Genomic DNA, 12,410 nt, shown 5'->3' with positions numbered 1-12,410 from the left:
AGCACGACGGCGCCGTGGCAGCACGGCCGGACGAAAGCCCTGGGGAGGGGACGTGAGGGTCCGTCGGGGTGGCCGCGACCGCGGCACCATCTCGATCTTCGTGGCGCTCAGTGCCACCACACTGATGCTGTTCCTGGGCATCGTGCTGGACTGCGGCGGCCGCCTGCGCGCCATCGAGCGGACCGACGCGCTGGCGGCGGAGGCGGCCCGGGTCGGCGGTCAGCAGATCGACCAGGCCGCGCTGCTGGGCGGCGAGGGACCGAGGATCGACACGGCCGCCGCCTACGCCGCCGCCAACGCCTACCTGAAGCCGTACGGCCTGTCGGCCGAGCCGCCGGATCCGGCGAACCCGCCGCCGGCCACGGCCACCAGCATCACCGTCGTGATCAACACGACGTACCGGACCGCCCTGCTGGGGCTGTTCGACACACCGACCCTGACTGTCCATGGATCCGGCTCCGCCACGGTGGTGGACGGCCGCGAGAACACGGGAGGCGCCTGATGGCCGCACCACGAGCCAAGGTCCGTGCCCGAACGGGGAGTTCCCCGGACGCGGGCCACCCTGCCGACGGCCGGACCACGGCCGGCCCTACGGCCCGCGGTCGGACCGCTGCCGGCCGGGGGAGCGCCGGCCGTGGCGGGGCGCGTCGTCCGCAGCCGCGCCGTCGCAGCGCCCTGCGCGCCGTGCCGGCCGCGCTCGGGGCGCTGCTGGTGCTCGCGCTGCTGCTGGTCGGGGTGCCCGCGCTGCTGCTGTACGGCACCCAGGCGGTGGCCGCGATGGGCGGGGAGGGCCACACCGGCCTGCGCGAGGTGCTGACCACGCCGGACGACGGGCGGCTCTTCCTCTGGGCGCTGGTCGGCATCGGCTGGCTCGGCTGGGCCTGCTTCGCCTGCTCCGTCCTGCTGGAGATCCCGGCTCAGCTGCGCGGCCGGGTGGCCCGCCGGATCCCCTCCTTCGGCTGGAGCCAGCGGATGGCGGCCGGCCTGGTCGGCGCGGTGATCGCGCTGCTGCCGGTGGCCGGTGCCTCCTTCGCGGCCGGTGTACCCGGGCAGTTGGCCGCCGCGGCGGCACCCGCCCAGCTGGTGGCCGCGCCGCAGTACGCCGCCCTGGCGGCGGCACCGGCCACCGCGGACCACCTCGCGCTGCCGGCCGCCGACCCGCAGCCCCAGCAGCCGACCTACACCGTGCGGGACAGCCGCCCGGCCGACAGCCTGTGGTCGATCGCCGAGCACCAACTGGGTTCGGGCGACCGGTGGCAGGAGATCGCCACGCTCAACGCCGGCCGGGTGATGGACGGTTCCGGCGAGCGCTTCGACGCCGACCGGCCGATCCAGCCGGGCTGGCAGCTGCTGATGCCCGCCGACGCCAAGCCGGCCGGTGCCGCGGGCGGCGGCCCGAGCGGGCCGGCCGCGCCGGAGTCGACCGGCCAGCAGGGCGGCCAGGCCCAGCCGGGCGGCCAGTCGGGGGAGCGGCACGCCACCGCGACCGTCCAGCAGGGTGACACGCTCTCCGCCATCGCCCAGCGCGAGCTCGGCAGTTCGGACGCCTGGCCGCAGCTGTTCGACGCCAACAAGGGGGTGCGGGCGCCGGACGGCGAGACACTGGACGATCCGAACATGGTGGTCCCGGGCATGGTCCTGAACATCCCGGGCGCGCCCGCCGCCCCCGCGCCACCGGCGGCCCCGGCGCAGTCGGCGCCTGCGCCGCAGTCCGCACCGGCGCCCGCCGCCCCGGCACCCGCCGCGCCGCGCTCCACCGCGCCGTCCGCCAAGCCGTCGGCCGAACCGTCCGTCAAGCCGTCCGTCAAGCCGTCCGTCAAGCCGTCCGTCAAGCCGTCCGTGAAGGAGACCGCGCACCAGGGCTCCGGGGGCGACGATTCGCTCAGCGACTACACCGCCGCGCTGACCGCCTCCGGCATCGGCGTGCTGCTGGCCGCCGTCCTGGTCGGCGCCGTGGCGCACCGGCGCGGCGCGCAGCAGCGGGCCCGCCGCCCCCGGCACCGGATCCCGATGCCCACCCCGCCCGCCGCCGCCTTCGAGGCCGAGCTGCGGACCCGCCAGAACAGCACCGGCCTCGACCTGCTCAACCGCTCGCTGCGCACCATGGCCCGCAACGTCAGCCGCACCGGCAAGCGGCTGCCCGCGCTGGCCGCCGTCCGGGTCACCACCGGCGGCACCGTCGAGCTGCACCTGGCGGCCCCGGCCGTCCCGGTCGCGCCGTTCCGGGCCGCGCACGCCGCCAACGTCTGGTGGTGCTCGGCCGACTCCACCGACCTGCTCTCCACCGTGCAGGCCGCCAAGGTGCCCGCGCCCTACCCGGCCCTGGTCGCGCTCGGCACGGCCCCCGACGGTGCGACGGTCCTCGCCGACCTGGAGACGGTGCGGCTGATGCACCTGGCCGGCCACCCGGACGACGCACGCGGCGTGCTGCGCGCCCTCGCGCTGGAACTCGCCCACAGCCGGCTCGCCGACAAGCTGAGCCTGCACCTGGTCGGCTTCGCCGAGGACCTGCCGGTCTCCGACACCGTCGCCGACCGGGTGCACCGCTACCCGACCCTGGAAGCCGCCCTCGTCGCGCTGGAGACCCGCACCGCCCGGGCCCGCTCCTCGCTGGTCGCGGTCGGCGCCGCGCATCCGCGTGACGCGCGCAGCCGGGGCCACGCCGACGACGCCTGGGTGCCGGAGATCGTGCTCTCCGCCCAGGCGCCGATGGGTGACGTTCCGTCGGAGCTCGGCCGGCTGCTGGACGGCCGGCCGCGTACCTGCCTGGCGGTGATCGCCCGGGCGCCCGAGCGCGGCGCCGGTCCGGTGGCCCGCTGGACCCTGCCGAGCAGCGGCCAGGCCGTCCTGCCCGGTCTGCACCTCGGCGTGCAGCTCCAGCGGTTGACCGACGAGCAGTACGGGCACTGGACCGAGGTGCTGGAGACCGCCGCCTCCACCGCCCAGCACCCGGCCCCCGCCTGGACGGTCGACGGCGCGGAGCTGGAGCCCGCCGATCTCCCCAGGCCCGTGCCGGTGCTGGCGGGCGTGGGGGCGGGCGCCGCCCCGTTCATCGGCGGCTCGCTGCCGGACGGGCCGCCGGAGTCCGGGCCGCGGCTGATCGCCCGGGTGATCGGCACCGGCGCCAGCCCGTTCGCCACCGTCGACCCGGCGGCCTCGCCCGGGGGTGGCACGCCGCCGGTCTCGGTGGTGCGTCCGGTGCCGCTCCCGGCGCCGACCGCGAGCGCGCTGCCCGCCGTCGGCGCCGGGAGCGGCGGGATGGCAGGTCCGGTCGGTCCGGTCGGTCCGGTCGGGCCCCGGCACGGTGTCAACGGGCGGGGCCTGCGGGTGAGCAGCGGCCAGTCGGTGCCGCCCGCTCCGGTCGCGCTGCCCGGTCTGTCGCCGTTCGCCGGTCGACTGCCCTCCGGTGAAGCCGGGTCGCCCGTCGACGCCACCGTCGAGCCAGTGGTCGAGGCCGAGGTGGTGGCCGAGGCGGAGTCGATCCCCGAGTCGATCCCCGAGTCGATGCCCGAGTCCGCGTCCGAGGCCGAGAGCACCGCCGAGCTCCCCGTTGTCGAACCGTCCACCGGGGCCCCGGACCTCGCCCCGGACCTCGCTCCCGACGCCGACCCCGAGCCCGCGCCCGACGCCGAGCCCGCCCCCACGCACGAGCCCGCCCCCGCGCCGAGCGGCGTCGACCCGCGGGTCCCGTTCCGGCCCGAGCCGGTCCCCGCCACCCCGGCGGGCGGAACTCCCGTGCCCGGCACGGTGATCGCCCGCACCGACGCCGACGACCTGCTCGCCATCCTCCGCTCCCCGGAGGCGCACGCGATCCGCACCACCCCCCGGGTGCGCCTGCTCGGCCCGGTCGACGTGCTCGGCCCCACGGGCGCGGCCGAACCCACGGCCGTCCCCGCGCTCACCGAACTCGCCGCCTACCTCGCCCTGCACCCGGGCACCGACCCCGCGGCCGTCGACCGCGCCCTGCACCCGGGCGACCACGCCCGCCCGGACCAGGCCCCGCCGGCCACCCTCGCCGCCCTGGCCGACTGGATCGGCAGCGACCCGGACGGCCGCGCCTTCCTGCGCCAGGACTCCCAGGACGCCAGCACCTGCTACGCCTTCGCCCCCACCGTGACCTGCGACTGGGACGAGTTCCGCAGCCTCTACCGCCGCGGCATGCGCAGCACCAGCACCACCGCCGACGCCGCGCTCGCCCACGCGCTCGCCCTGGTCCGGGGTGCCCCGTTCGCCGAGACCCCGACCGTCGGCTACGGCTGGGCCGAGACGGCGCGCCAGGACATGCTCGCCGCCGTGGTCGACACCGCCCACGAACTCGCCGCCCGCCGCCTGCAGTACGGCGACCACCGCAGCGCCGAGGCCGCGGTCTTCCGCGGCCTGGCCGTCGCCCCGGACGTCGAACTGCTGCACCGCGACCTGTTCTACGCCTACGCCTCCGCCGGCGCCCGCGATCAGCTCCTCAAAGCCGTCAACCGATTGGACGCCCTCAGCCGCCGCACCGGCCGCAGCCTCGACCCCGACACCGTCGCCCTCCTGCGCGACCTCCTCTCCAGCCCGTGACCTCAAGTCCCTGAACGACGACGACGGGCGGCACCAGGCCGGCTACGAGAGCCGCCTGGTGCCGCCCGCCGCCCGCCGCCCGCCGCCCGCCGCCCGCCGCCCGCCGCCGTCGATCCGTCGGTGGCGGCGCGGTGGTTCGGACGGTGCGGTTCGGACTACTTCGGGCAGGTTACGGCGCCCATGACGATGCCGCTGAAGGCGCCGGTCATCATGCCGATGGCCACTCCGGGGGGACCGCCCAGGAGGCCCATGACACCTGAGCTGACGATGCTGGTGCCGATCTTCGCGGCCATGCACTTGTCGTGGGCGTCGCTGCTCTGGGAGGCGGGAGCGGCCTTGTAGGACGCCACTGCCACCATACGGACGCTCTTCTCGGTGGCGGCGGAAGCGATGGGGTTGCCGTCGCCCAGGGAGAAGGTCGGGGGCGCGATGGTGCCGGTGACGGTGTCGCCGGTGACGCCCTCGATGGTCTGGGTGACGGTAGCGCCGTTGACCGTGAGATCTGCCTTGTGGGTGACACCGCTGGCGTCAGTGACGGTGCCGGGCATGACCGTCGCAATCGTGGCGCCGTCGGCGTCGCTGACCTTGACGCCGCCCTTGACGGCGGTCAGCTTGCCGCCCTTGGGCACGTCCATGACGGCCGATGCGGTCGTCGCGATGGCGGTGGGCTTGACGTCAGCGCCGGTGGTGCCGCTATCGGGAGGGGTCTCACCGGTGTGGGCGACATACATCGTCGAGCCGGCCGTCGAGTTGATGACCGGGACCGTGACGGTCGCGTCGGTCGTCCACGGCTGGTTGTCGGTGTCGAACGTCCAGGTGCCGGTGACCTTCTTGCCTACGGCCGCGAAGTCGACCCAGGCATAGTTCTTGGAAGGGACGTCCACGGCGATGCCGTTGATCGTCGACTCGTCCGAGGTGTACGTCTGCGTCGCGGTCAGCTGGCTGCTGATCATCGCCTGGACCGGGGTGGAGACGCCGACGGAGGTGGACACGCCCGCGGAGTACGACTGTGCCCAGCCGGAGTGGTAGATCGTGGTGAAGATCTGCTTCATCGTGGCGCTGGTGTCGTTGTACCAGACCGAGGAGGCGGGCTGGCGGGGCAGGGCCTCGGGCTGCCCTTCGGACTTCTCCGTCCACGAGCAGGTGGAGGTCTTCTTGGAGCACAGGTCGCTGTAGTAGTCGAGCGCCAGGCTCCTGGCCTCGGCCGCGTTCGCGGCGGGTATCGTCCACTCCTGGCTGGTGCTGCCGTTGCAGGCGTTGGGCTGGGCGAGGATGCCCCACAGGTGGAGGCCGCCCCGGTTGTCCATGCAGTACTCGGTGCCGGTGGTGTCGTCGCGGCGGATGATGCCGAAGGTGTTGGGCTTGCCGTCGACGGGGCGGAAGTGCCACTCCTCGCCGGTCTTCCCGCAGGACTGCTGGATGGCGGGCTGTGAGGCGTAGAGGCACTTGCCGGAGGAGGTGTTGGCGATGTCGAACGTGCCGGGGTCGCCGAGCTTGATCAGTCGCCAGTTCGTGTAGTTGGTGCCGTCGGGGGTGACGGAGATCTGGTTTCCGTCGTTGTTGCCGGTCGCGTTGAGGGTGCCGTACGGGCTGGTGAAGGTGTAGGCGTCGGTCGTCGCGGCGCTGGCCGGGGTGGCGCTGGCCGGGGCGGCGGCGAGAACGGGCGCCAGGAGGGTCAGGGCAACGGTCGGCGCGGTGAGGAGTTGCGCGGCCTTCTTCAGGGTCCTATTCATGATCACTTCCTGTGGTGGCGTGCGCGGTTCCTGGGGGCAGGGCGCACTGATGGCACCGATTGTGGTGTCGCCGCAGCCCGGCCGACAGGACAGCGCACCGGCCATATATGACCGGCCGTCAAGGCCCACTGACCTCGGCATTTCCCCAGGAACCACTGCTCACGAAGTCGCTCCCCCTGTACGGGTCAGGGGATCACCACCCGGCGCCCGCGCGTGTGGCCGGCCCGGCTGTCGACGTGCGCCGCCGCGGCCTCGGCGAGCGGGTACGACCGCTCGACCGGGATGTGGAGCCTTCCCCGCGCGATGAGGCCGACGGCCTCGGCGAGCGCCGCCGGCACGCTCCCGGCCGTGCCGGAGAAGCGGACGCCGAGCTCCGGGGCGGCGAGATCGGCGATGGAGACGACCGTCCGCGGATCCCCGGTCAGCTCGACGAGTTCGCGGATCACCCCCGAGCCGGCCAGGTCGAGGGCGGCGTCGACCCGGCCCGTCGCCCGACGCGCCAGCTGCCGCACCCGCTCGACCCAGCCCTCGCCGTACGTCGTGGCGAGGGCGCCCAGGCCGCGCAGGTAGTCCTGGTTCGCGGCCCCGGCCGTGCCGATCACCGTGATGCCGCGCTCGCGGGCGATCTGCAGCACCGCCGATCCGACACCCCCGGACGCGCCGCTGACCAGCAGCGTCTGCCCGGACCGCACGCCGACCTGGCCGATGATGCGCAGCGCCGTCTCCACCACGGAGGGGTACCCGGCCGCCTCCTCGAACGTCAGGCCCTCGGGCATCCGGGCCCAGGCCGACAGCACGGCGAACTCGGCGTAGGTGTCCGCGCCTTCGCCGAACACGTGGTCGCCGACCGCGACCCCGTCGACGCCCTCGCCCACCTCGTCCACCACCCCGGCGGCGTCCAGCCCGACCCCGGCCGGCAACGTGATCGGGTGGGCACCGAGGATCTGGCCTTCGCGGATCCTCCAGTCGACGGGGTTCACGCCTGCTGCCCGCACCGCGATGCGTATCCGCCCCGGGCCCGCGTGGGGCTCCTCGGCATCCACGAGCTGGAGAACGTCCGGACCGCCGAACTCGGCGAAGCTCACTTTCTTCATGCCGTGGACCGTAGCACTAACGGTTAGTGTTTTGGAACGGTTATTGATTCGTATCTGCTAGTGTCCTGGCATGACCGAGCCGCCCGGACGCCGCGAGCGCAAGAAGGCGGCGACCCGCCAGAAGATCGCGGACACCGCCCTGCGGCTCTTCCTGGACCGCGGGTACGACGCGGTGGGCATCCGTGACGTGGCCGCCGAGGCCGACGTCGCCGTCACCACGCTCTTCGCGCACTTCCCCTCGAAAGAGGCCCTGGTCTTCGAGCGCGACGACGACTTCGAGCAGCGCCTCACCCGAGCGGTCACCGACCGCCCGCCGCACGAGCCGCTCATCCCCGCGCTGCGCTGCGAGATCCACGCCCTGGTCCGCCACTGCACGGCGGACAGCGCCGCCCCGGTCTGGCGCATGATCGACGAATCACCCGCCCTGCGCGCGTACGAGGAGTCGATGCGACTGCGCCACGCCGACTCCCTGGCCACCACTCTGGCCGCCGCCCCCGACCTCCCCCTCACCACGACCGCCGCCCGCACCCTCGCGAGGTTCGTGATCGACGCCTACTCCCTGGCCCGCGAGGCCGCCGAGCCGGCGGCCGCGGTGGACGAGATCTTCGAGATGATCGACGCGGCCTGGAAGGTCGCCGCGCCGCCCGCCACCGCACCGCCCGCCGCGGTCTGAGCCCGCCCCCGCCTCGCCCGGCGCCGCTACCCGAGCCCCGGCGCCGTCAGCTCCGCCACCGTGGCGGCGACCGTCCCGAACAGGTCACCGATCGTGGTCAGCGCTGCTGCCTGCAGCGTTGCCGCGGGCAGTACGGTGCCGTCGGGGCCGGCCAGCGGGCGGGTGGCGGTGGCCTCGGCGACGACGGTGGGGCGGTAGCCGAGGGTGAACGCCCCCTGGGCGGTGAAGGCGACGCACATGTGCGTCATGAAGCCGGCCAGCACCAGCTCCGTCCCGGCTCCCAGCTCGCGCAGCACCTTCTCCAGGTCGGTGGCGTGGAAGGCGTTGGGGAACTGCTTGACCACGACGCGCTCCCCGTCGACGGGCGCGACCTCGGCGCAGATCGCGCCGATCTCCGCCCGGATGTCGTACGGGGTGCCCTCGCCGCCGTCGTTCACGACGTGGACCACGGGGATGCCCGCGGCGCGGGCCGCCGCCAGCAGCCGGGCACCGGCCGCCAAGGCCTCCCGGGCACCCTCCAGCGCCATCACCCCGGTGGTGTAGGTGTTCTGGAAGTCGATCAGGACGAGTGTCGTGTCGGCGAGCCGCGGCAGCCGGCCGTCCAGGCCGATCACCTCGCGCAGCGTCGCGGAAGGGGTCACAGGGGTCAGGGGAGCAGTCATCGCAGGATTCCTTTCGGAGAGGGCAGGCATGACGACAGAGGGGCACGGCGTGCGCGTGTGCCCGGAGACGAACGGAGGAGGGCTCAACCAGTGGTGCGGAAGCGGCGGCGGTAGGCCGCGGGTGTGGTGTCGATCTGCTTGCGCAGCGCCCGGTGCAGGGTCTCCACGGAGCCGAACCCGCTGGCGGCGGCGACCTGGTCCAGCGGCTGGTCGGTGCTCTCCAGCAGGCGGCGGGCCGCCTCCACCCGGACGGCCTCGACGTAGCCGGCCGGACTGCTGCCGGTCTCCTGGCGGAAGACCCGCGCGAAGTGCCGTTCGCTCAGCGACATCCGCCGGGCCAGCGCCGCCGCGGACAGGTCGTCGTCCAGGTGCTCGGCGATGTGGGTGCGCAGCTCCTCGATGTCCCGCCGGGAGGCGGCGGGCCGGCTCAGCGGCACCGAGAACTGGCTCTGCCCGCTCTGCCGCTTGAGGTACATCACCAGCTGCCGGGCCACCGCGAGCGCGACCTGCTCGCCCAGGTCCTCGGCCACCAGGGCCAGCGTCAGGTCCATGCACGCGCTGATCCCCGCGCCGGTCCACACCCGCCCGGACCGGACGAAGATCGGGTCCGCGTCCACCGTCACCGCCGGGTGCTCGGCCGCCAGTTGGGCGGCGGTCGACCAGTGGGTGGTGGCCCGCTTCCCGTCCAGCAGCCCGGCCGCGGCCAGCAGGTGCGCGCCCACGCAGACCGACGCCACCCGCCGTGCTCCCGGCGCGACCGCCTTCAGCCAGGCCACGACGGAGTCGTCGATCCGGGCCACCGGCCCCTGGGGGCGCAGCTCCACCGCGCCGGGCACCAACAGGGTGTCGAGCGCCCCGCCGGCCTCGGCGACCTCCGTGACCTCGGCGAACGACAGGTCGGCCAGCAGCCGCACCCCGGCCGCCGTGACGACCTCGCCGCGCGAGGGCCCCGCCAGCTGCACCCGATAGCCCGCGCGGCCACCGGTCTCCCGGTTGGCCAGCGCGAACACCTCGGCCGGTCCGGTCACGTCGAGCAGGTCGACGTCCGGGAAGACCGCGATGACGATACGGCGGGGTGGTGGGCATGCCCCCATCGTTGCCGCCGTCCGGCGCCTGCGCAATGACGCCCTTCTGTCACATCCGGACACCGGGCGCCCGCAGCCAGGCGTCGAGGGTGGCGAAGTCGGTGTCGTCAGGCCCCAGCTCGGGTCGACCCAGGCAAAGGCGCGCCCGGCGGCCCAGTCGACCAGGGCGCGGGTCTTCCAGTGCAGGCCGCTCCACAGGTCCTCGGCGGTGGGCTCCGGCCAGACCGCCACGAAATACGATGTCAGCAGGGGCCGCTACCGGGTCATCCGGGCCCTGGGCGGCAGCCGCCACCGGCCGCTCGGGTTACTCGCCCCCAGGCCGCCGACCCAGCCGGCCATCCTGAACCCGGTGCGGGCGTCCGTCCGCTCGCTGGACCCAACGTTTCTGAAGACAACGCCCGACCTCGCGGCGGCGCTTGCCGTGGCGGATGACGACGGGCGAGACGTGTTCGAGCGCATCCCTTGTGAGTGGAAGGCAGTACGAGAATGGGCGAGTTCACTCCCGATGCCGCTGAGGCCCTGAAGGCCGCGGAGGCCGTCTGTGGGCCGGTCGAGCTGGAGGAGATCAGCGACCGGCGCGGCTCGGCTGTTTGGAAGGCGACCGGTCCGCTCGCCACGGTCAGTATCAAGATCGGCACCGGGGAGGCCAGCGAGACCACGGCCCGCGAAGCCGCCGTACTCGACCGGCTCACCGGCTACACCGTGGCCGCCGGCCGGTTCGGCGAGGGCGTCTGGTACGTCACCCCGTGGTTGTCCGGACCGAGCACCTGGCGAGTCTTCCGACCGCTCCGGAAGGACCGCGAAGCCGACCGTACAGAAGCCAAGGTCGGGGCCGTCGCCCTGGCGCTCGCGGTGGCCGACCTCCACGCGGACGGGTGGGTGCACGGGGACATCCAACCGGCGCACGGCATCCACACCGAGAGCGGCGACGTCCGGCTCATCGACTTCGCGTGGTCCCGCAAGCTCGGGACCCCACCGCCGTGGACGGCCTTCGACGGAACCATGGTCCACCTGACCGCCCCCGAACTGGCCGCCCGGGTCTCCACCGGCCCGCAGCCCGTGGAGACCACGCAGGCCGCCGACGTGTACGCCCTGGCCGGAACGCTCTGGGCCTGCACCACGGGGAACTGGCATCTCGACTACGAGGCCGCCGCGATCGACCGGCGGATCGTCGGCCCCGCAGGGCTGCGCGACGCCATCGCCGCCCGCCGTGTCCCGCTGGCTGCGGTGACCCGGTGGCCGGACTTGCAGGCCATCCTGCGTGAAGTCCTGCTCTCCGAGCCGGATAGCCGACCCAGCGCCAGCGAACTCGCCGCCCTGATCGGCACGCTGGACACGTGATCGAACTGCGTGAGCTGACCCCCGAGGATGCCGAAGCGCTCCAGCAGATCTACAGCTCCGAATCGACCGTCTTCCTCGGGCGCGGACCGATGGACGAAGCCGAAGCGCTGCGCTACCTGGCTGCCGCGATGGCCGCCGCAGCGCAGAGGCCGCGCATGCGGTACATCCTTGGCATCGCCGTGCGCGCCGAACTCCTCGGCGTCATCAAGCTCAACCTGGACGGCCCTGGAGCCTCGGTCAGCTACATCCTGCGCGTGGATGCCTGGGGCCAGGGCTACGCCACCGAAGGGGTCCGCAAGATCCTCGCCCTGGCCTTCGGCTCCCTCGGTCTGCCGGAGGTCCGCGCCAAGCACCACCCGGACAACGCGGCCTCGGGGCGCGTCCTCACGAAGTCCGGCTTCACCCCTGCCGGCACGGTCGGCGGGTTCGAGATCTACGTCATCCGGCCGAGTGCGCCCCTGCCTTTCCGGCCGGCTTGAGGCCAGCCCCCGAGAAGTGAGAACACCATGGAACAGCTCTCCTCGGCGCGGCGGTGATCGCCGTCGCGGCCAGCGGCATTCGATTCAGGCGTACGGACTCGGCTCGTCCGCGCAAGCACCCGCCGATTGGAGATCAGCCTGACGATACGGCGGGGTGGTGGGCATGCCCCCATCGTTGCCGCCGTCCGGCGCCTGCGCAATGACGCCCTTCTGTCACATCCGGACACCGGGCGCCCGCAGCCAGGCGTCGAGGGTGGCGAAGTCGGTGTCGGTCAGGCCCAAGCTCGGATCGACCCGGTGCAGCAGGGCAGGGCCGGGGTGGTGGGCGGCCACCCAGGCGCGGTCGTTGTCGGTGATCTCGTCGTCCACCCAGGCGAAGGCGCGCCCGGCGGCCCAGTCGACCAGGGCGCGGGTCTTCCAGTGCAGGCCGCTCCACAGGTCCTCGGCGGTGGGCTCCGGCCAGTCCACCACGGGCAGCTGTGGCAGGCCGAGTCGCGGGGCGAGGTACTCGTTCGCATCGGTCGTCCAGGCCGTTGCCCAGACCAGGTCACACGGCAGGGCCAGCAGCCGGGGGCCGTGCGCGGGGTCGAGCCGGTCCAGGTACGGGTCGGGGGCCGGGTCGTCCCGCAGCGGATCGGCCGGCGCGCCGCCGCTGGGAAACCGCGGTGGCGCCGCTCCGTAGGGCAGCAGGGGGCCGTCGACGTCGAGGAAGAGGATGGGGGAGCGCGGCATGGCCGCACCCTAGCGAACGCGGACGGCTCCCGCCTCAACCCCGGAGGCGGG

The 12,410-nt window shown here is 74.1% G+C and carries 10 protein-coding genes; 5 read left to right on the top strand and 5 right to left on the bottom strand.

The annotated features are described in order from the left end of the window. The first annotated feature begins 52 nt into the window (after positions 1-52). Both OG500_RS08440 and OG500_RS08435 read left to right on the top strand, forming a co-directional pair. Positions 53-502, top strand: a complete 450-nt coding sequence (locus tag OG500_RS08440) for a hypothetical protein (protein WP_329578259.1) — start codon at positions 53-55, stop codon at positions 500-502. 182 nt (positions 503-684) lie between these two features. Next, on the top strand, positions 685-4,560 hold the full coding sequence (locus tag OG500_RS08435; RefSeq protein WP_329578256.1) for a LysM peptidoglycan-binding domain-containing protein: 3,876 nt from the start codon (positions 685-687) through the stop codon (positions 4,558-4,560). Between the two features lie 155 nt (positions 4,561-4,715). On the opposite strand, the gene OG500_RS08430 is transcribed toward OG500_RS08435, so the two are convergent. Both OG500_RS08430 and OG500_RS08425 read right to left on the bottom strand, forming a co-directional pair. Continuing rightward, positions 4,716-6,293: a hypothetical protein gene (locus OG500_RS08430; protein ID WP_329578250.1), complete on the bottom strand. Its 1,578-nt coding sequence runs from the start codon at positions 6,291-6,293 to the stop codon at positions 4,716-4,718. A gap of 185 nt (positions 6,294-6,478) precedes the next feature. Further along, positions 6,479-7,387, bottom strand: coding sequence for an NADP-dependent oxidoreductase (locus tag OG500_RS08425; protein WP_329578247.1), 909 nt, complete (start codon positions 7,385-7,387; stop codon positions 6,479-6,481). Between the two features lie 70 nt (positions 7,388-7,457). Between OG500_RS08425 and OG500_RS08420 the strand changes: the two genes are divergently transcribed. Next, entirely contained in the window at positions 7,458-8,060 is a 603-nt protein-coding gene (locus OG500_RS08420) for a TetR/AcrR family transcriptional regulator (RefSeq protein ID WP_329578244.1), read from the top strand. Positions 8,061-8,086: 26 nt separating this feature from the next. Here the strand turns inward: OG500_RS08420 and OG500_RS08415 are convergent, their stop codons facing one another. Both OG500_RS08415 and OG500_RS08410 read right to left on the bottom strand, forming a co-directional pair. Next, positions 8,087-8,722: an isochorismatase family protein gene (locus OG500_RS08415; protein WP_329578242.1), complete on the bottom strand. Its 636-nt coding sequence runs from the start codon at positions 8,720-8,722 to the stop codon at positions 8,087-8,089. An 83-nt stretch (positions 8,723-8,805) separates the two neighbouring features. After that, entirely contained in the window at positions 8,806-9,816 is a 1,011-nt protein-coding gene (locus OG500_RS08410; protein ID WP_329578239.1) for a GlxA family transcriptional regulator, read from the bottom strand. A 477-nt stretch (positions 9,817-10,293) separates the two neighbouring features. On the opposite strand from OG500_RS08410, the gene OG500_RS08405 reads away from it, so the two are divergent. Next, the gene (locus OG500_RS08405; RefSeq protein ID WP_327065786.1) at positions 10,294-11,148 is read left to right on the top strand and encodes a protein kinase domain-containing protein; all 855 of its coding nucleotides are present in this window, start codon (positions 10,294-10,296) and stop codon (positions 11,146-11,148) included. Continuing rightward, complete coding sequence (locus OG500_RS08400) at positions 11,145-11,627, top strand: GNAT family N-acetyltransferase (RefSeq protein ID WP_329578234.1); 483 nt, start codon at positions 11,145-11,147, stop codon at positions 11,625-11,627. Before OG500_RS08405 ends, OG500_RS08400 begins: the two co-directional genes overlap by 4 nt. A gap of 213 nt (positions 11,628-11,840) precedes the next feature. On the opposite strand, the gene OG500_RS08395 is transcribed toward OG500_RS08400, so the two are convergent. Then, the gene (locus OG500_RS08395; protein WP_329578231.1) at positions 11,841-12,359 is read right to left on the bottom strand and encodes an HAD domain-containing protein; all 519 of its coding nucleotides are present in this window, start codon (positions 12,357-12,359) and stop codon (positions 11,841-11,843) included. Positions 12,360-12,410: the final 51 nt, after the last annotated feature.

It is taken from the genome of Kitasatospora sp. NBC_01250 (genome assembly GCF_036226465.1).
In the GTDB taxonomy this organism is placed as follows: domain Bacteria; phylum Actinomycetota; class Actinomycetes; order Streptomycetales; family Streptomycetaceae; genus Kitasatospora.
The sequence above is the reverse complement of the archived record's forward strand: the minus strand, read 5'-3'. Positions and strand labels throughout refer to the sequence as shown.

Excerpts from the sequence above, each read along its gene's own strand:
- OG500_RS08420 (WP_329578244.1), top strand. The coding sequence starts at position 7,458 with ATGACCGAGCCGCCCGGACGCCGCGAGCGCAAGAAGGCGGCGACCCGC.
- OG500_RS08410 (WP_329578239.1), bottom strand. The coding sequence starts at position 9,816 with ATGGGGGCATGCCCACCACCCCGCCGTATCGTCATCGCGGTCTTCCCG.
- OG500_RS08425 (WP_329578247.1), bottom strand. The coding sequence starts at position 7,387 with ATGAAGAAAGTGAGCTTCGCCGAGTTCGGCGGTCCGGACGTTCTCCAG.
- OG500_RS08395 (WP_329578231.1), bottom strand. The coding sequence starts at position 12,359 with ATGCCGCGCTCCCCCATCCTCTTCCTCGACGTCGACGGCCCCCTGCTG.
- OG500_RS08430 (WP_329578250.1), bottom strand. The coding sequence starts at position 6,293 with ATGAATAGGACCCTGAAGAAGGCCGCGCAACTCCTCACCGCGCCGACC.
- OG500_RS08415 (WP_329578242.1), bottom strand. The coding sequence starts at position 8,722 with ATGACTGCTCCCCTGACCCCTGTGACCCCTTCCGCGACGCTGCGCGAG.
- OG500_RS08405 (WP_327065786.1), top strand. The coding sequence starts at position 10,294 with ATGGGCGAGTTCACTCCCGATGCCGCTGAGGCCCTGAAGGCCGCGGAG.